The sequence below is a fragment of the Corallococcus macrosporus DSM 14697 genome (assembly GCF_002305895.1).
In the GTDB taxonomy this organism is placed as follows: domain Bacteria; phylum Myxococcota; class Myxococcia; order Myxococcales; family Myxococcaceae; genus Myxococcus; species Myxococcus macrosporus.
Window position 1 is genome coordinate 3,335,067 of sequence record NZ_CP022203.1, and the last position, 18,147, is coordinate 3,353,213.

Annotated in this window: 11 protein-coding genes; 4 read left to right on the top strand and 7 right to left on the bottom strand. The window is 72.4% G+C overall.

Features of this window, described 5'->3' with window-relative positions:
- Window positions 1-99: 99 nt before the first annotated feature.
- Window positions 100-987, bottom strand: a complete 888-nt coding sequence (locus MYMAC_RS14110; RefSeq protein WP_204817603.1) for an ATP-grasp domain-containing protein — start codon at window positions 985-987, stop codon at window positions 100-102.
- Window positions 988-1,242: 255 nt separating this feature from the next.
- On the opposite strand from MYMAC_RS14110, the gene MYMAC_RS14115 reads away from it, so the two are divergent.
- The gene (locus tag MYMAC_RS14115) at window positions 1,243-2,343 is read left to right on the top strand and encodes a hypothetical protein (protein ID WP_095958465.1); all 1,101 of its coding nucleotides are present in this window, start codon (window positions 1,243-1,245) and stop codon (window positions 2,341-2,343) included.
- 29 nt (window positions 2,344-2,372) lie between these two features.
- On the opposite strand, the gene MYMAC_RS14120 is transcribed toward MYMAC_RS14115, so the two are convergent.
- The gene (locus MYMAC_RS14120) at window positions 2,373-4,187 is read right to left on the bottom strand and encodes an NUDIX hydrolase (protein WP_204817605.1); all 1,815 of its coding nucleotides are present in this window, start codon (window positions 4,185-4,187) and stop codon (window positions 2,373-2,375) included.
- A 111-nt stretch (window positions 4,188-4,298) separates the two neighbouring features.
- Here MYMAC_RS14120 and MYMAC_RS14125 point away from each other — a divergent pair, with 111 nt between their 5' ends.
- Window positions 4,299-5,510 (top strand): proprotein convertase P-domain-containing protein, encoded by a 1,212-nt coding sequence (locus MYMAC_RS14125; protein ID WP_095961582.1) that lies wholly within the window; start codon window positions 4,299-4,301, stop codon window positions 5,508-5,510.
- Between the two features lie 57 nt (window positions 5,511-5,567).
- On the opposite strand, the gene MYMAC_RS14130 is transcribed toward MYMAC_RS14125, so the two are convergent.
- From MYMAC_RS14130 to MYMAC_RS14150, 5 genes are all read right to left on the bottom strand, one after another.
- Window positions 5,568-7,022 (bottom strand): amidase, encoded by a 1,455-nt coding sequence (locus MYMAC_RS14130; RefSeq protein ID WP_095958467.1) that lies wholly within the window; start codon window positions 7,020-7,022, stop codon window positions 5,568-5,570.
- Between the two features lie 18 nt (window positions 7,023-7,040).
- Entirely contained in the window at window positions 7,041-9,239 is a 2,199-nt protein-coding gene (locus MYMAC_RS14135; protein ID WP_095958468.1) for a peptidase domain-containing ABC transporter, read from the bottom strand.
- The gene (locus MYMAC_RS14140) at window positions 9,236-9,451 is read right to left on the bottom strand and encodes a hypothetical protein (protein WP_013939439.1); all 216 of its coding nucleotides are present in this window, start codon (window positions 9,449-9,451) and stop codon (window positions 9,236-9,238) included. The genes MYMAC_RS14135 and MYMAC_RS14140 overlap by 4 nt, the downstream gene beginning before the upstream one ends.
- Before the next feature lie 70 nt (window positions 9,452-9,521).
- Entirely contained in the window at window positions 9,522-9,734 is a 213-nt protein-coding gene (locus MYMAC_RS14145) for a mersacidin/lichenicidin family type 2 lantibiotic (protein WP_095958469.1), read from the bottom strand.
- A complete protein-coding gene (locus MYMAC_RS14150) occupies window positions 9,731-13,045 on the bottom strand; it encodes a type 2 lanthipeptide synthetase LanM family protein (RefSeq protein ID WP_095958470.1) in 3,315 nt (1,104 codons plus the stop codon). The genes MYMAC_RS14145 and MYMAC_RS14150 overlap by 4 nt, the downstream gene beginning before the upstream one ends.
- A 368-nt stretch (window positions 13,046-13,413) precedes the next feature.
- Between MYMAC_RS14150 and MYMAC_RS14155 the strand changes: the two genes are divergently transcribed.
- Both MYMAC_RS14155 and MYMAC_RS14160 read left to right on the top strand, forming a co-directional pair.
- Complete coding sequence (locus MYMAC_RS14155) at window positions 13,414-16,365, top strand: DEAD/DEAH box helicase (protein WP_095958471.1); 2,952 nt, start codon at window positions 13,414-13,416, stop codon at window positions 16,363-16,365.
- Window positions 16,362-18,143, top strand: coding sequence for a DUF885 domain-containing protein (locus MYMAC_RS14160; protein WP_095958472.1), 1,782 nt, complete (start codon window positions 16,362-16,364; stop codon window positions 18,141-18,143). The genes MYMAC_RS14155 and MYMAC_RS14160 overlap by 4 nt, the downstream gene beginning before the upstream one ends.
- The last annotated feature ends 4 nt before the right edge of the window (window positions 18,144-18,147 follow it).

Below are 18,147 nucleotides of genomic sequence, written 5' to 3' on the forward strand. Positions count from 1 at the left end.
ACGCGGGGGAGGGTGAAAGCAGCGGCGCGGCGCTCGGCGCGTCACATGCCCCCGCCGCGTGGGGTGGGGCCGTCACGGAGCGTGGCGGTCGCCGCGCCGCTACCCGAGGCCCAGCAGCCCTTCGAAGAGCGTGCGTGGGTCCAGGCCCGGTGGCAGGCCGGAGACGCCGCCGTCGTTCACCTCCACCACCGCCCAGCCGCCGTCCTGGAGCATGGCCACGTCCAGGGTGAGGAAGGGCGAGTCGATGCGCCGGGCCAGCGGCGCGAAGCCGGTGAAGTCCGGCACGTCGACGTCGAACTCGTGGTACGGCTCGGCGGCGAGGAGCCTGCCGCCCCCGAAGAAGAGCCGGTACTCCAGGTGGGCCGGGCCCGCCGGCGTGCGGCCGTATTCCTTGAAGGGGAGGAACTTGCGGACGACGAGCCCTCGCTCGAAGCGCTCCCCGCGCTCGTCGACGAGGTTGGCGCAGATCTGCTCGAAGCGCGCCTGCGTCGTCCCCTCGGGGATGAAGCAGGCCTCGTCCCAGCGCTCCTTGGCCGACTTCACGTGGTCCTTCACCAGCCAGGGCTGGGGGCCGAGCGCCTGGGCCGCGTGCCAGGCCTCCGCCGCGTCCGTGTCCTCCGTCCACACGCTGCGGGCGGTGTAGCGGGACAGCCGGGGGTACCAGTTGGGGAGGTAGAGCGCCGCCGCGTACTGCTCGGGCGTCGTGGTGAGCCGGTGGCCCAGGGCGGACACGGCCTCGTCCAGCGCGCTGTACTCCTCCTCCGTCAGCATCCAGCCCCGGTAGAGGAGCTTGAGCCGGCCGCGCTCGGGGAGGGTGGAGAGCGCCTGTTCGGCGTTGCCGGAGAGGAGGGCGCCCAGGTCGGCCTGGTAGGTGTCGACCCCGAGCGCCTCCGCCGCGTCGGCCTCCACGTCGAAGGGGTCGTCCTGGGTGGGATTCCGGCCGAAGAGGATGGCGCGCGCGTGAGACGGACGTCGGGAGCCTGGCATCCAGAAGCCTCGCATCAGGGGTGGTGGTGGGTGGGGGGGCACCTCCGACGCGTGCGCGCACGGACCCTGACTTCCGCCTCCGTGAGGCCAGCTCGCGCTCCGCGAGTGAATAAAACATCCGCCTCTGCGCTGAAGTGGATGGCCTCAGCGCCTGTCTGTTTTCACTTTGGGTGTTGGCCGGCCTTCTGTTCAGCTTAGAATGTTCCATCGGGTCCTGGGGGACCCGGTAGCCGTCACAACGAGGGGGAGTCCGTCATGTCCAGTTCATTTCGTGTCGCGTCGTCGTCGACCGCGCAGCTCCAGGCCCTGGAGCTGATGCGCCGCCAGCTTCAGCCCAAGGCCGCTTCCAATACCGCCACCACCGCGCGAGGGCCGGCCCCTGCCGCGGCCCGGTTCGATTCCGGGCGCTCGACCTTCGAGCTGGCGGGGAGCCCACGCGCCCGGGGGCCCAACCTCACCGGGGAGTCGCCGGTGCTCGTGCAGTATCAGCCGCCCACGCCCACGCCCCCGGCGCCAGGGTTCACGCCCGTGGCGTCGGATGGCCGCGGGGCGCTTGGGGACATTCCGCTGGGGGAGCTCAGTCACCAGGACGGGACGTCCTACAGCGCGAATGTCCCCGAGGTCGTCGCCGGGACGGTGCCGGGCGCGAGCTACTGCGCGGCCACCGCGTTCGACATGCTGAGGGAAGCCCTCCCGCAGTGGACCACCGCCGAGTCCATCGACGCGGTGTTGATGGAGCACCGCGTGCGCTCCTCCGGGGCCATCTGGGAGCAGTTGGTGGCGTCCGGCGCCTTCGGCGGGCATCAGCCCAGCGGCTACATGGAGGGGCTCGACCCGAGTCCGGGCGGCATCTCCGAGGCGGCGCTGCCGGGCGGGCAGCCCATCCCCGTCGAGTTGGACTCCGGGGACGGACCGCCGCTGCGCTTCGAGGCGACGGAGGTGGAGTTCGCCCTGGTGCCCCAAACGCTGAATCCGGAGGCCGCCGTCTCCACGCTCGAGTCCTTGGGGGACATGGAAGTGGGGGAGATGCGCGCGGTCATCATGCGCCCGCTCAACTACGGCGGCTCCTCGGCCAACAACGTCACGGGCCACTGGGTGGTCGTCGAGCGGACCGAGGAGGGCTACCGCCTGACGCAGTCCGCGCCGGAGGACTGGGCGCTGCTCGGCGGCGCTTCCCCTGATGCCGCGCGGGGGGGCGTGTACGTGCACGAGTTCACCGGCGACTCCGCGCTCGAGGACGTGAGCACGTACATCCACGCGGAGGCCCAGTACTCCGCGGCCCAGGGGACGGAAGACGCGAGCGCCGGGATGTACGCGGTCGCCGTCCTGCGGCCCGTGCTCCCGCCGGACGCCTGAGCCCAGGAGGGAGCCGCCCGCTTCTGGCTTCAGTCCCCCAGCGCGTCGTAGCGCACCAGCCGGAAGCGGGCGCCCTGCGCGTCGCGGATGCGGGCGGCCAGCTTCTCGTGCAGCTCCGGCGTCCAGGCGCTCCACCGCTGGAAGAAGGCCGCGGTGGCCGCCTTGTCACCTCCGTGCTGGAGCGCCAGCACCTTCTCCAGGAGCGCCGTCACCACGGCCGGGTACTTGTCGTACTGAATGCTCAGGCGCGCCGTCTGGGGGTCCGCCCGGATGAGGCCGTGCTCCAGGAACCAGTTGAACTGCACCAGCTGCATGCGCTGGTAGGGTTGGTCCTCACGCGGGCGCACATTCTGGAGCGTGCGGCGGATGCCGGAGGCCTGCACCGCGCGCAGCCCGGCGGCGTCCAGCGTGCCCTTCTTGTGGAAGGCGTGCAGCGAGAAGAGGCTCACCAGGTCCGCCTTCATCTCCTCCACGGCGCCGGCGTAGTCCTCCAGCGCGTCGTCCAGGTTGCGGCCCTTCGCGTCCCGGTCCGGCCCCAGGTAGTGGCCCACCTCGTGCCACAGCGTGCGCTGGAAGTTGCCCTCGGAGACCAGCTCCCGGGCGTGGGCGTCCGCCACCGCGGCGCGCCAGATGCGCTCGTCGGACGCGAACAGGTCCGGGTTCCGCATGATGTTCTCCCGCAGGAGGATGGTGCGGCCGTAGCGGCGCGCGGTGAGCGCGTCGTTGGGCAGGATGCTCGCGGTGTTGGTGCCGCGCGACTGGCCGAAGTCGGCGATGACCTCGTAGACGCCCACGGGGATGTCCTCGCGCACGCGCTTCTTCGCGGCGTAGGGCAGCGCGTCCTCCACCGCCTGGAGTCCGCCCAGGCGCTTGCGCAGCTCCTGCGTGGCCTCCTCGTTGCGCAGCAGCACCGACAGGCTGTGGAACGCCTTCACGCCGAAGAGCGCGTCGTCATACGTCTCATACGCGCCCAACTGGACGTTGAGCTTCTGGAAGCGGCCCGTCACCCAGGCCGCGTCGCCGCTCTCGTAGTCGTTGCTGAGCAAGTCCCGCGCGCGGTTGCGCAGGTAGCGCGCCAGCTCCACGTCGCTGGCCTCCAGCCGCCGCGCCGCGCGCATCACCAGGCCGTAGGCCTTCACCAGCTCCGGCCCGTAGGCCACCGCGTACGGCACCGCGTAGAGCACCCTGGCGTCGGGCCGCTTCGCCTTCGCCTGCAGGGCCTCACGCAGCCCCGGGTGCAGCGTGTCCAGCACCGGGTACGCCTGGAGGACCTTCACGTCCTGGCGCAGGTTGGCCGCCGTGGCGCGGCGGACCACCGTCTTCTCGCTGAGCAGGGCCGCGCGCTCCCCGGGGTTCGCCGCGAGGAAGGCGTCCACCTCCGCCCGCGTGACGTCCACCGGGTACACGTTGCGCGCGGCCACCTGCGCGTCCACCGGCAGGAAGGCCTCGCGCGCGTTGCTCAGGGTGCTGGCGATGGGCCCCTGGTACAGGCGGTACAGCGTCAGCAAATCCTGCGTGCGCTTCGGGCCGCCCAGCTTCTTGTCCAGCGCCTGGAGCTTCGCGTGGGCGGGGCGCGCCTGGTGGTGACGCGACGTCTCATAGAGGCCCTGGAAGATGGCGCCCACCTCCAGCAGGTCCTTCACCGCCGCCTGTTCGTCGGCGGTGAGGCGGGAGAGGTCCGGCGACAAGCGGACCTCCTGCGTCTTGGCGAGCACCTCGGCCACCTTCGCCTCGGGCCAGTAGCCCGGGGGCAGGGTGGGGGAAGGGCGGCTGGGGGCGGCGGCCTGCGCCGACAGTGCCAGGAGGGCGGCGGCGCCCAGGGACAGCGCGTGGGGGATTCGCATGACGCACAAGATTGCCACGGAGGTGCGCGTATTCCCCACGGGTTCGGTGGGATTGCGTCACGCACGAGTGACGTCCTGTGCTCCGGACAAGTCTTGCGCTACACGGTGCGCATGAAAACCAAATTTCCCCTGTTTGTGTCTCTATCCGCGTTGATTGGCTGTGGGGCCCCGACGGCCACGGACGGCCTGCAGGAGGCCATCGCGCTGGGCACGCAGACGCAGGCGCTGGCCACCGGGACGCCCGCCGCGGAGGGCGTGCTGTCCTTCCTCAACGACTACTATATCTCCTTCAATGAGCTGGACGTGCAGGTCCCGCTGAACGCCCAGGCGGCGCAGGCGCTCATCGACTTCCGCGAGGGCCCGGACGGGGTGCTCCGCACGGGCGATGACCGCCGCTTCGTGAGCATCGAGCAGGTGGACGCGGTGCCGTACGTGGGCCCCGCGGCGCTGGCCGCGCTGGAGGCGTACGCCAAGGGCACGGGCCGCGTGGAGCTGCCGGTGGACGGCCACGTGGGCACCTTCCAGGGTGTGTCCTTCAACATGGCGGAGGCCCGCCGCGCCATCCACGCGGCGAACACGGAGAGCGCGTCCACGCTGGAGAATGTCTTCGCCATTCCCCAGGCCGCGGTGCAGAGCCTGGTGGCGGCGCGCCCCATCCTCCACATGATTCAGCTCTCCCGGCTGACGAGTGTGGACGCCCTCACGCTGAACCAGCTCAAGTCCAACACGCAGCTTGGCGCCGAAGGTGACCCCTGCACGGGCCCTGGCCTCTGTCAGCCCGGGCTCGTCTGCGAGGGCCGGCCCGGTGACGGCTCCAGCCCCTACGGCCGCTGCGTCGACACCGCGTACCTCGCCGGCAACGGCGACGTGTGCTCCCGCTTCATGGCGTGCCCGTCGGAGGGCCTCATCTGCATCGGGCTGGCGTCAGGCTGGGTGGAGGGCTACTGCGCCCCGGCGTGGATGGGCGCCTCCTTCATCGAGTACTCGGACCTGCGGCTCCAGTCCACGAACCCACTGGTGACGGCGCCGCTCACGGTGGTGGGCCTGGCCACGGTGCCCATGGACATCAACGTGGAGCTGGACATCGTCCACACCGCGCCGCACCGGCTGGTGCTGACGCTGGAGGACCCGGGAGGTGAGACGGCCCTGCTGTGGGACGGCCCGAACGAAGGCACGCCGCCCTCGCGCATCGTCGTGACGCGTGGCATCCCGCGCGACGGCTCCATCAACGGCCGCTGGAAGCTGCACGTCGCCAACCCGTCCGGCGTTGGCAGCGGCACGCTGCGCTCGTGGACGCTGAAGCTCACCAGCCGCTACGACTGAGCTCGCGCCGGTTCGCGGTGGGCCTCCGCGCTTGCTCGTGGGGCCCGCCGCGTGGTTTCACGGCGGCGACGCGGTCCGGGTGACGTGTACCGGCGGCCGCCGCTGGGCCCAGGGCCGCGCCTGCTCGAGCTGCCCGGCGAGCCGGAACAGCGTGGCCTCGTCGGCATACCGGCCGGCGAACTGGACGCCGATGGGCAGGCCTTCCTCGCTCCAGTGCAGCGGCACCGACATGGCGGGCTGCCCGGTGACGTTGAACACCGCGGTGAAGGGGCAGTGGCCGAAGGCGTGGTCGTACCACTCGCGCGCCGTGCGGGGCGCGTTGGCGTCCAGCAGGCCCAGCGGGAAGGGCGGGGCGGCCACCGTGGGTGACAGGAGCACGTCGTACTGCTGGAAGAACCGCCCCACCTGCCTCGACACGAGGTTGAACACGCCCAGCGCCCGCATCAGCTCCGTGGCCGTCAGCGTCTGTCCGTGGCGCACCACCGCCCAGGTGGTGGCTTCGAGCGAATCCGGCTCGGCCTCGCGCCCGGAGAGGTGGCTGGCCATCGCCACGAGGGACGCCATGGTCGCGGACCAGGCGGTGGTGATGGCCTCGTGCAACAGGAGGCCGTCATGCGGGAGCGCGTCTTCGGTGACGTCGTGGCCCAGCTCCTCGCACAGGCGCGCCGCCCGCCGCGCGGCCTCGATGCACTCCGGGCTCACCGCTCCCCCCATGGGCGAGGCCGTCATCAGCGCGATGCGCAGCCGGCCCGGCGCGCGGCTCACCTCCTCCAGATACGGGCGCCGCGGGGGCGGCGCGAAGTAGGGGTCGCCGGCCTCCGGGCCCTGGGTCGCGTCCAGGGCCGCCGCGCTGTCGCGCACGGAGCGTGACAGCACATGCTCGATGCCCATGCCGCAGATGATGTCGGCCGCGTCAGGCCCCAGCGAGTTGCGGCCCCGGGTGGGCTTGAGCCCGAAGACGCCGCAGAGGGAGGCGGGGATGCGCAGGGAGCCGCCGCCGTCGTTGCCATGCGCCACCGGCACGATGCCCGCCGCCACCGCCGCCGCGGAGCCGCCGCTGGAGCCGCCCGGGCTGCGGCCCACATCCCACGGGTTGCGCGTGGGCCCGTGGAGCCGCGGCTCCGTGCTGGCGTTGTTGCCAAACTCGGGGGTGTTCGTCCGGCCCAGCAGCACCAGCCCCGCGCGCCGGTAGCGCGCCATCAACGCGCTGTCATGGGGGAACACCGTCCCCTGGGTCAGCCGGCTCCCGAAGTCCGAGGGGACGCCCGCGGCGTGGACGCCAATGTCCTTGATGAGGAAGGGCACGCCCCGGAAGGGGCCGTCCGGGAGGCCCTGCTCCAGCGCCTCGCGCGCCTGGGCGTCGCGCGTGTCGATGACGGCGTTCAGCTCCGGGTTGACGCGGTGGATGGCCTCCACCGCCACCCGGAGCAGCGCCTCGGGGGAGACCTCCTTCCGACGCACCAGCTCCGCCAACCCCACTGCGTCACAGCGGCTGTAGTCATCCAGGTTCATGAATCCCTCACAGGCGCCTCAGCCGGTGGCCCGGGCGCGCTCCTCCCGCTGCGCATTCACCAGCGACGCGTAGGTGCCCTGGCGCTCCAGCAGCTCCTGGTGCCGGCCCACCTCCACCACGCGGCCGGCTTCCATGACGAGGATGGTGTCGGCGTTGCGCACCGTGCTGAGCCGGTGGGCGATGACGACGCGCGTGCACTTGAGCGACGCCAGCGCCTCTTGCACGTGGGCCTCGGTGGAGGCGTCCAGCGAGCTGGTGGCCTCATCCAGCAGGAGGATGGCGGGCCGGCGCACCAGCGCGCGCGCCAGGGCCAGCCGCTGGCGCTGCCCTCCGGACATGGAGAGGCCCCGGTCCGTCAGCGGCGTGTCGTACTGCATGGGCATGGCCATGATGTCGTCGTGGATGTGGGCCAGCTTCGCGGCCTCCACGACGCGGTCCATGTCCAGGTCCGGGTCGCTCAGGGTGATGTTCTCCCGCAGGGACGCGTTGAAGAACGAGGCGTCCTGCAACACCACGCCCAGTTGGCCGCGCACCGCGCGCAAGTCCAGCTCGCCCAGCTCCACGCCGTCATACCGGACGTGGCCGGAGGTGGGCAGGTAGAGCCCCAGCAGCAGGTGCGCCAGGGTGCTCTTGCCCGCGCCCGAGCGGCCGACGAGCGCCACCATCTGCCCCGGCTCCACGCTGACGGACACGCCCTGCACCACCCAGGCGGAGTGGGGGTTGTAGCGGAAGCGCACGTCCTCCAGGGTGACGGCGCCGCGCAGCGTGGCGGGGCGCCCCTGGTGGGCCGCGTCGCGCTCGGGGGGCGTGTCCAGCACGTCGTTGATGCGCTCCAGGTAGGTGCTCAGGAACTGGAGCTGCCCGCCGGTGCCCAGCAGGTTGGACAGGGGCACCAGCAGCGCGGTGGCCAGCGCGTTGATGCTGAGCATCTGTCCCAGGGACATCGCGCCGTCCAGCACGCGCCACGCGCCCACGCTCAGCAGCACCAGCGGGGACACGCGGCGCAGCGTGCTCGTCAGCGCGTCCAGCCACGCGGAGAGCCGGCCGCGCTCCAGCTCCACGTTGAGCAGATCCACGTAGATGTTGGAGTAGCTGCCCACCATGCGGCCCTCCACGCCGAAGGCCTTGAGCGTCTGCATGCCGGACAGCATGGCCATCAGGTAGCTCTGGCTGCGCACGCCCATGTCCAGGCTGCGCGACAGGTGGCTGCGCTGCCGGGCGCGGGGCAGCGCGAACACCAGCACCTGCAACAGGCCCAGGCCCACCACCAGCAGCCCCAGCGACGCGTCCGCGACCAGCAGCAGCGCCAGGTAGAGGAGCACCAGGGCCCCATCGAGCGCGCTGGACAGCAGGCCGGTGGACAGCAGGTCCCGGATGGCCTGCTGCGAGCTCAGCCGCGTCAACAGGTCTCCCGCGGGCCGGAGCTGGAAGAAGGGGTAGGCCAGGCTCACCAGGTGGTCCAAGAGCCCCTGCGTCATCTGCGAGTCCAGCCGGGTGCGCAGCTCCACCAGGAGCTGGCCGCGCACCACGGAGGTGAGCAGCTCGAAGAGCAGCACGCCCGCGAGCGCCGCGGACAACACCCCCATCAGCGAGTAGTCCTGCCGGGGCACCACCCGGTCCACCACCATGCCGGTGAGCAGCGGCACCGCCAGCGTCAGCACCTGGAGCACGCCGGACAGCGCGAGCACCTTCGCCAGCGTGCCGGCCTGCCGCTTCACCAGCGGCACCAGGTAGCGGTACGGGCTGCGCCGGGTGCGGCCCGGTTGGAAGTGCTCGGTCGGCTCCATCAGCAGCGCCACGCCGGTGAAGCACTGGCTGAACTGCTCCATGGACACGCGGCGGCGGCCCTGGTCGGGGTCCACCACCTCCACCCAGCCGCGGCCCAGCCGCTCGAAGACGACGTAGTGCGTGAAGCGCCAGTGGAGGATGGTGGCCCGCGGCAGGAAGGGCAGCCGGTCCAGGTCCACGGAGATGGCGCGCACGCGCAGCCCCAGCTTCTGCGCCGCGGCCTTCAGCGCCTTCGCGCTGGCGCCGTCACGGCCGGGGCCCGTCACCTCCCGCACCGCCTCCAGGCCCATCTCGCGGCCGTGGTAGGCCAGCACCATGGACAGGCAGGCGGCGCCGCAGTCCGTCAGCGTCATCTGCCGCACTTCGGGCACGCGCCCGCGCGGGCCGAACCTCCACCGGCGCTGGGGCTGCGGGGCCTCGGCCGTCATGGGCGCACGGGTCCTTCCGGGGCGATGAGGGCCGGCCACGCCAGGGCCGTGAGCGTCAGCGCGAGCGCGAAGACGCCCAGCAGCACGAAGGTCCACCGCGTCCACCGGCCGGAGATGCGCAGCAGGTCGCCTTCGTCCTGCACGACGCGCTGGTAATGCGCCAGGGCTTCCTTGCGGAAGATGGAGGGGCGGCCGTCGGTGGGGGGCTGCATCGCGGGCGAGGACGTTAGCGCAGGGGGTGGGGGACTGGCTCGGTCCGAGGCCAGTCCCCCGGTGCCTTCGTTACAGGCAGACGTAGGGCGGGCACGGCGTGCAGTGGTAGCTGCCGAACCGCTCGCAGCTGTCCGCGCCGGAGATGCTCTCCAGGACCTCGTCGCTCAGCTCCAGCTCGGCGGCGGGGTTGGCGGGCAGGGATGCGCGCGCCTCGGCGGACAGGTTGTTGAAGTACTCGGGGTCTCTCCACGCACGGAGGATGTGGTCCTTCTTCTGGCTCATGACTGCTCCTGGATTCGGCTGGAGGGACGGCCATCCGGGGTGCCCAGCCCTTCACCTCGGACGATGCGTGGAGAATCGACGGTCAGCAGCGAGGGCACGCGGTCGGGCCGCGCCAGCCGCGCCAGCCCGTACGCGATGCCCGCCAGGCCCACCATCATGCCCGGCGTCTCCGTGCTGCCTTGCAGGCCGAAGAGGTAGCCGCGCTCGGTGATGCCGCGCAGGATGCCGCCCGCGACGCCGTCAACGCGCGCCTGGAGCCGCGCGTCGCCCAGCGTGGCCGCGGCCTGGAGCAGGAAGTCCGCGTTGCCCAGGTCGCCGTGACACAGGCCGTGGTTGCGGCCGAAGCCCCGCGCCAGCGTGGAGTCCCGCGCGATGGCGATCTCCTCGCGCACCGCGGCGTCGTCCACGAAGGGCAGCCCGGACAGCCGCGCCAGCCCGATACCGGGCGCGCCGGTGCACCACGCCCAGAGGAAGTGCTCCGCGCCCTCTGGCGTCGCCGCCGCCTCCTTCGCGCCCGCGCGCAGGTCGGGCCAGTTTCGCTCCTCGGGCGCATAGAGCCCGCGCTCGTACTCCATGCCCGCGAGCGCCGCGTCTCGCAGCCGCGCATCGCCCGTGCGCCCGAACAGCCGCAGCAGCGCCAGGGCGACACCCGCGGCGCCGTGCGCCATGCCCGCGAGGTAGCGGTTCCCGGCGGCCTCACAGAGCCAGGCCGAGCCCCGGGCCTGGGGGGTGGCCGTCTCGAGCAGCCGCTGGCCGCACGCGTCCACCGTGGCCCACAGCGCGTCCGACGGGCGGTGCTCACCCAGCACCAGCAGCGCCAGCAGGCAGCCCGCGGTGCCCGCGCCCACGTCCAGGACGGTGTCCTTCTCCACCAGGGGCCGCAGCCGGCGTGCGTGGCCCGCGGCTTCGTCCAGGAGCGCGTCGTCGTTCCACAGCACGCCCAGGTGCGTGAGCGCGTACAGGATGCCGCCCCAGCCGTTGAGGATGCCCAGCCCCACCACGCTCCCGGGCTCCGCGCCGAGCAGCCGCGCCTGGGTGCGCAGCGTCGCCCGCGCCAGCCGCGTGAAGCGCGCGTCCTGTGTGACGTCCCCCAGGTAGCCCAGCGCGAGCGCGATGCCCGCGCGGCCCTGGAACACGTCCGCGCCTGGCGACCCGAGCCTCCAGCCGCCGTCGCCCGCATCCAGGCCGAGCCAGTGCGCCTCGCCTCCGCGCTCGAACGCCAGGGGCAGCAGCCGCTCTCCCGCGCGCCGCGCCTCGGCGAGCAGCGCGTCGCGGAGGCCCGGGGGCGTGTGTTCCTGGAAGGCATACGTCGGGCGCGGCACGGTCCGCGTGCTCAGCAGCAGCGCGTCCAGTGAACGCTCCAGCACCCACCGCTGCCGCGTCTGGTCCTCCGGGGACAGGCCCTCCAGCCGGCGGCGCACCCGCGCCAGGCCCGTCTCCTGGAAGAAGTCCGGCAGGCGCTGGCCCGAGCCCGCCTCCAAATCCTTCGAGTCAACGCGCGCGGTGAAGTACGGCAGGTCGCCTCGCTCCAACTGCGCTATCTCCAGCGGGACGAGCGCCTCGAAGTCCGGGGACGCCACCACGGCGCGCCACAGGTGGTCGAAGAAGCGCTGGCGCTCGAGCCCGTCCGCCAGCGCGTGCGGGTGGTGGCTCTCATGGAGGAGCGCGCCGTACACCGCCGTGTTGCGGAAGAGCACGCGCATGGGCACCCGCGCGAAGGCGGCCAGCGGGCCGTCCTCGGCGAGCAGCGCCTCACGGTGCTCCAGCAGCAGGCCGTACATGCGGGTGAAGCCCTCGGCCAGCGCGTCGCGGTAGGCCAGGACGGGCGCGCTCTCGCCCTCCAGGCGCGGCAGGTTGTTGGCGCCGGGCAGCGCCACCGGCCGGCGCTCGAAGCGCATCCGGTCCGTTCCCCGCTCCGCCGTCACCAGGTAGGCCTGCGGGGTGAGCTGGCCCGCGCGCGCGCCCAGGCCGCTCAGGTCCACGCCCGCCTTGGTGCGCGTGCCCCAGAACTGCTGCGGCAGCAGCCCGCTGCGAATCACCGACACGGGCGGCGCCTCCACCGCGTGCTCGGCGTCCCGCAGGGTGCGCGTGCCCGACAGCGGGTGGAACAGCGTCTCCACGTCCACCAGCACCGGGTGCTCACCCGCGGCGATGAGGTTCTCGAAGTGCAGGTCCGTGCCGTCCAGCGCGTGCATCAGCGCGACGTAGGCGCCCTGGCGCTCGTAGAAGCGGCGGACCTCCTCCGTCGACGCGCATGGCGCGGGGGCCACGTACTCCATCCACCCGTATGCGCCCTGGTCCAGCGCCTCCGCGCCCTTCATCACGGGCGTGGCGCCGCGCGCGTTGAGCCACGTCAGGAGCTGCTGGAGCCCGGCCTCGGCGCCCAGCGAGCGCGGCTTGTAGACGATGCGCAGGCCGGACTCGAAGCGGAGGATGAAGACGCCCTGGCCGCCCCGGTGCGGGTCCGAGTACCCGCCCCGGGCCTCCACCAGCGCGCCGGGCGTCTGTCCGCCGTTGAACCGCTGCCACAGCAGGGACGCGTCGCGCGCGAGGCGCTGCAGCAGCTCCAGGCCGTTGGCTTCCCAGTCCGCGATGCGCAGGGCGGCGCAGCGGGCCAGCACCGGGTAGCGCTCCAGGATGTCCAGCGCCACCTGGGGCTGGCGCAGCCTCCGCGTGAAGTCCTGGAAGCGCGCCTCCGGCGTGTCGCCCGCGAGCCGCGCTTCCAACTGGGCGGCATGCAGCTCCACCACCATGGCGCGGCCGAGCACCGGGGCCAGCACCTGCGGCAGGTGGCCCAGCATCGAGGACACGAGGCCCGCGGGCTCGAAGTCGAGGCCCGGCGCGGCGCGCTGGAGGTCCTTCAGCGCGTTGCCGAGCCGCGTCACGGCGCGGGCCACCAGCGGCTCCACCAGCGGCAGGAAGGCCGAGCGGTCCGGGCCCTCCGCGCGCTCGGGCCAGGTGACGGGTGCGCGGAGGGGCTCCGCGTAGGCCTGCTCCAGCTCATGCACCCACGCGGGCGCGGCTTCAGGCGAGGTGCAGGTCGCGCCAGCGGGCGCCTCCAGCAGCGCGAGCAGCGCCGCCTCCGTCAGCCCGGAGGCGAGCAATCTGCGTTGCCACCAATCCGCTTGTCCAAAGGGCTCCTGCCGGCGCCAGGTCTCCAATCGCTTGCGCGCAGCGGCGGAGGTGTCGCACCGCGCCGTGGCTGCGAAAGGTGCTCGTTCGGAGAGTGGGGCGGCTCGGGCCCAGCGCGCGGTCCGGGATGGCGCGTGAGCGCCTGGCGCCGCCTCGTCTTGCCTCTGCGTGAGTTCCACGCGTCCTCTCTTTTCCTGGGCGATGCCCGGTGAGCTGGCTTCGTTGGCGTATCAGAGAGACGACTGCAACCCAGGTAAGTCATTTCTTGTTTGTATGTCAATGCCGCGGGCCCAGGTCAGCGTGACAGCCAATGCACTCGGGCCGGAGGGCCGCTGGTGTTGAAGTTTTCCCAGACACGGGCGCGGCGATCGAGGGCCACGACCCGGCTTCCCTGGTGCAGGGCGGCTTCCGGAGCGGGGCTCCCTCTTCCGTCGCCTCGAAAGCGGAATTTCCCCTGCGCCGGGGCGGGGCGGCCGCCTGCCACGCGACGGTGCGCGCTCATGGCCGTTGCGCGACGCATCCTCGGAGCGTAGGGAATCAGCGCCCCATGTCCGCCACCGCCCAACTGCTCGAAGCCGTCCGGAAGGAAGCCAAGCCGGGAATCTGGTCCAACGGTGTGAACCTCGCCCGCTCCGGAGCCGTGGTGCTCCAGTCCCAGAAAGGGGGCGAGCTGGAGCTGAGGGTGCGCGCCAAGGGGCGCCCGGTCGCCCTCACGGTGGTCCTGTATCCGAACGACGACGCCTGGGAGTGTGACTGCCCCAGCCTGGTCGACCCCTGCGAGCACGTGGTGGCGGCGGCCATCTCCATCCAGCAGGCGGAGAAGCAGGACACGCCCATGGAGACGGCGGCCACGCGGTGGGCCCGCGTCGTCTACCACTTCACCCGCGTGGACGGCGGGTTGGAGCTGCACCGCTCCCTCGCGCAGGTGGACGGCACGGAGACGCCGCTGGAGGGCAGCCTCACGTCGCTGATGGCCCGCCCCGCGGAGGCCGCGAAGCTCCAGGTGGAGAACGCGGACCTGCTGGCCGACCGCATCCTGGAGCAGCGGCGCACGCGCGGCACCCTGGCGCCGGAGACGCTGGAGGCCGTGCTCAAGGTGCTGGAGTCGGCGCGCAACGTGCTGCTGGATGGGCGCCCGGTGGCGGTGTCCGACGAGCAGATACTGCCGCGCGCCGTGGTGGAGGACCGCGGCGGTCAGATTGTCATCACGGTGTCCAGGGACTCGCGTGTCCAGGAGGTCGTCAGTCCAGGCGTGGCGCTCGCGGCCGATACGCTGGTGCGCCTGGGTGAGACGGCCATGTCCGGCCCCTGGCTGCAGCACCTGCCCATCGTCCGCACCTACTCGGCGGACAACCTGGGCGACCTCACGTCCAAGATCATGCCCGAGCTGGGCCGCCGCCTGCCGGTGGAGGTCCGCAGCAAGCGGCTGCCGCGCCTGGACCGCGAGCTGAAGCCGCGCATCCTGCTGGAGCTGAACCAGCTCGACGCCGGCCTGTCCGTGCTGCCCACGCTCGTGTACGGCGCGCCGCCGGTGGTGCGCATCGACGCCGGGCGCATGGTGTACCTGCGCGGCGCGGTGCCGCTGCGCGACGAGGCCGCCGAGCAGCGCCTCATCCACCAGCTCCGCGACGAGCTGAACCTGGTGCCCGGCCGCCGGCTGACGGTGCAGGGCTCGGAGATGGTGCGCTGGGCGGACAAGCTGCGGCGCTGGCGCGGTGACCTCGCCGGGGACGCAGCGGGGCTGGTGAGCCCCGACGTCAAGCTGCGCCCGTCGCTCCACGTGGAGTCGGCGGTGTCGGGGCAGGGCGTGCCCGACGTGCGCTTCCAGCTCGAGTTCCAGGTGGAGGGCGCCAAGGGCGAGGTCAAGGCGGTGGACGCCGCCGCCGTCATCCGGGCGTGGACGGAGGGCCTGGGCCTGGTGCCGCTGGACGGCGGCGGCTGGGCGCCGCTGCCCCGGGCCTGGCTGGACAAGCATGGCCAGCGCGTGGCGGACCTGCTCGGCGCGCGGCAGGCGGACGGGAAGGTCTCCAACCACGCGTTGCCGGAGCTGTCCGCGCTGTGCGAGACGCTGGAGCAGCCGCCTCCGCCGGGCCTGGACAAGCTGGCGCCGCTGGTGTCCGGCTTCGAGAAGCTGCCCCCGCCCGAGCTGCCCGCGGAGCTCAACGCCACGCTGCGCCAGTACCAGCTCCAGGGCGTGAGCTGGCTGGGCTTCCTGCGCGGCGCGGGGCTGGGCGGAATCCTGGCGGACGACATGGGGCTGGGCAAGACGCTCCAGACCCTCTGCGCCCTGGGGCCGGGCTCGCTCGTGGTGTGCCCCACCAGCGTGCTGCCCAACTGGGCGGCGGAGCTGAAGCGCTTCCGCCCGTCGCTCAAGGTGTGCGTGTACCACGGGCCCGGCCGCGCGCTGGACCCGGCCGCCGACGTGACGCTCACCACCTACGCCATCATGCGCCTGGACGCGGCGGTGCTGGGCGCGAAGACGTGGGACTCGCTGGTGCTGGACGAGGCGCAGGCCATCAAGAACCCGGACAGCCAGGTGGCGCGCGCGGCCTTCGGGCTCAAGGCGAACTTCCGGCTCGCGCTCTCCGGCACGCCGCTGGAGAACCGGCTGGAGGAGCTGTGGAGCCTGATGCACTTCACCAACCCGGGCCTGCTCGGGGGGCGCAAGCACTTCGACGAGAAGATTGCCCGGCCCATCTCCGACGGCCGGCAGGACGCGGCCGAGGGCCTGCGGCGCCGCATCCGGCCCTTCGTGCTCCGGCGCCTGAAGCGCGACGTGGCGCCCGAGCTGCCGCCGCGCATCGAGTCCGTGATGCACGTGCAGTTGGATGAGCGCGAGCGCTCCGTCTACGACGCGGTGATGGCGGCCACGCGCAAGGAAGTGGTGGCCCTGCTGAACGAGGGCGGCAGCGTGCTCAAGGCCCTGGAGGCCCTGCTGCGGCTGCGTCAGGCCGCGTGCCACACCGCGCTCGTCCCGGGGCAGCGCGCCAACACGTCCTCCAAGGTGGAGACGCTGGTGGACGCGCTGGAGACGGCCGTCTCCGAAGGCCACAAGGCGCTCGTCTTCTCTCAGTGGACGTCGCTGCTGGACCTCATCGAGCCGCGCCTGAAGGCGGCGGGCATCGGCTACGGCCGGCTGGACGGCACCACGGCCAACCGCGGCGAGGTCACCGAGCGCTTCCAGTCCGCGGAGGGTGAGCCGGTGCTGCTCATGTCCCTCAAGGCGGGCGGCACGGGCCTCAACCTCACGGCGGCGGACCACGTCTTCCTGGTGGACCCGTGGTGGAACCCGGCGGCGGAGGCGCAGGCCGCCGACCGCGCCCACCGCATTGGCCAGGAGCGCACGGTGATGGTGTACCGCCTGGTGTCCCAGGGCACGGTGGAGGAGCGCATCCTGGGGCTCCAGGAGAAGAAGCGGGCCATCTTCGAGGCCGCCCTGAGCGAGGCCGCCGCCGCGACGGCCATCACCCGGGAAGACCTGCTCGAGCTGTTCTCATGATGCATCCCGAAGCCGCCGACGCCCGGCCCAAGGCCGCCGCCGCGCTGCACGCGCTCCTCCAGCAGGAGTGGCAGTACCAGCTCGAGCACAGCCCGACGTACGCGTCGGTGCAGGGTGACCGGCGCTGGAACGACCGCTGGGATGACCTGAGCCTGAAGGCCATCGAGGCGGACCACCAGCACAACCTCCAGGTGCTGGCGAAGCTGAAGACGGTGGACCGCGAGGCGCTCTCCGCCGCGGACCAGCTCAACCATGACTTGTTCCGCCGCGACCATGAGACGTGGGTGGAGGAGCACCGCTTCAAGCCGTACCTGATGCCGGTGAGCCACCTGGCCGGCATCCCGGAGGGCATCAAGCAGCCGCCGGGCGTGCAGGCGGCCTACCAGCTCGCGGACACCCTGCGCTTCGCCACGGTGCAGGACTACGAGGACTGGGTGGTCCGGCTCCAGGGCTTCGGCGCCTACGTGGACCAGGTGCTCGCGCTCCTGGAGGAGGGCCTGCGTCAGCGGCGCGTCCCTCCCAAGGTCGTCCTCCAGCGGATTCCGCCGCAGGTGGCGAGGCAGCTCGTGGCGGACCCGGCGGACAGCGGCTTCTTCGCGCCCTTCCGCCGCTCCCCCCAGGGCATCCCCGCGGCGGAGCAGCAGCGGCTGGAGAAGGCGGCCCGCGAGGCGATTGCGCGGGGCGTGCTCCCCGCGCTCAAGCGCTTCCACCAGTTCCTCACCGAGGAGTACGTCCCGAAGGGCACGGACGCGGTGGGCCTCTGGCAGCTCCCCGACGGGGCGGAGCAGTACGACTTCCTCGCGCGCAAGTTCACCACCACGGGCCTGAGCGCGGAGGCGATTCACGCGCTCGGCCTGGCCGAGGTGAAGCGCCTGCGCGCGGAGATGGAGGCGGTGAAGACCCAGACGGGCTTCGAGGGCACGCTGGCGGAGTTCTTCCACTTCTTGCGGACGGATGCGCGCTTCTACGCGCGGGACGGGGACGAGCTGCTGATGCGCTACCGGGCCCTGTCCAAGCGCATCGACCCGTTGCTGGTGCGGCTGTTCAAGACGCTGCCCCGCCAGCCCTACGGCGTCGAGCCGACGCCCGAGGCCATCGCACCGGACGCGACGACGGGCTTCTATTACGCCGGCGCGCCGGATGGCTCGCGTCCGGGCATGTACCTGGTGAACCTGTACCGGCCGGAGACGCGGCCCCTGTGGGAGATGGTGCCGCTGACCCTGCACGAGGCCGTGCCCGGTCACCACCTCCAGTTGGCCCTGGCCGCCGAACAGCCCTCCCTGCCCGACTTCCGCCGCTACGGCTTCTACGTGGCCTATGGCGAAGGCTGGGCGCTCTACGCCGAGTCGCTGGGCGACGAGCTGGGCCTGTACTCCAACCCCTACGACAAGTTCGGCCAGCTCGCCTACGACATGTGGCGCGCGGTGCGGCTCGTCGTCGACACCGGCATGCACGTGAAGCGGTGGACGCGGCAGCAGGCGCTCGACTACTTCATGGAGAACTCGCCGCGCCAGGCGCTGGACACCACCAACGAGATTGACCGCTACATCGCCTGGCCGGGGCAGGCGCTGGCGTACAAGGTTGGGCAGCTCAAGATGCGTGAGCTGCGCACGCGCGCGGAGCAGGCCCTGGGGCCTCGCTTCGACGTGCGCGAGTTCCACGACGTGGTGCTGCTCGACGGCGCGCTGCCGTTGGACATCCTGGAGGCGCGGGTGCAGGCGTGGGTGGCGGCGCGGCAGCACGGTGCCGCCGCGCCCAAGCCTCAGCCCGCTCCCTGAGTGG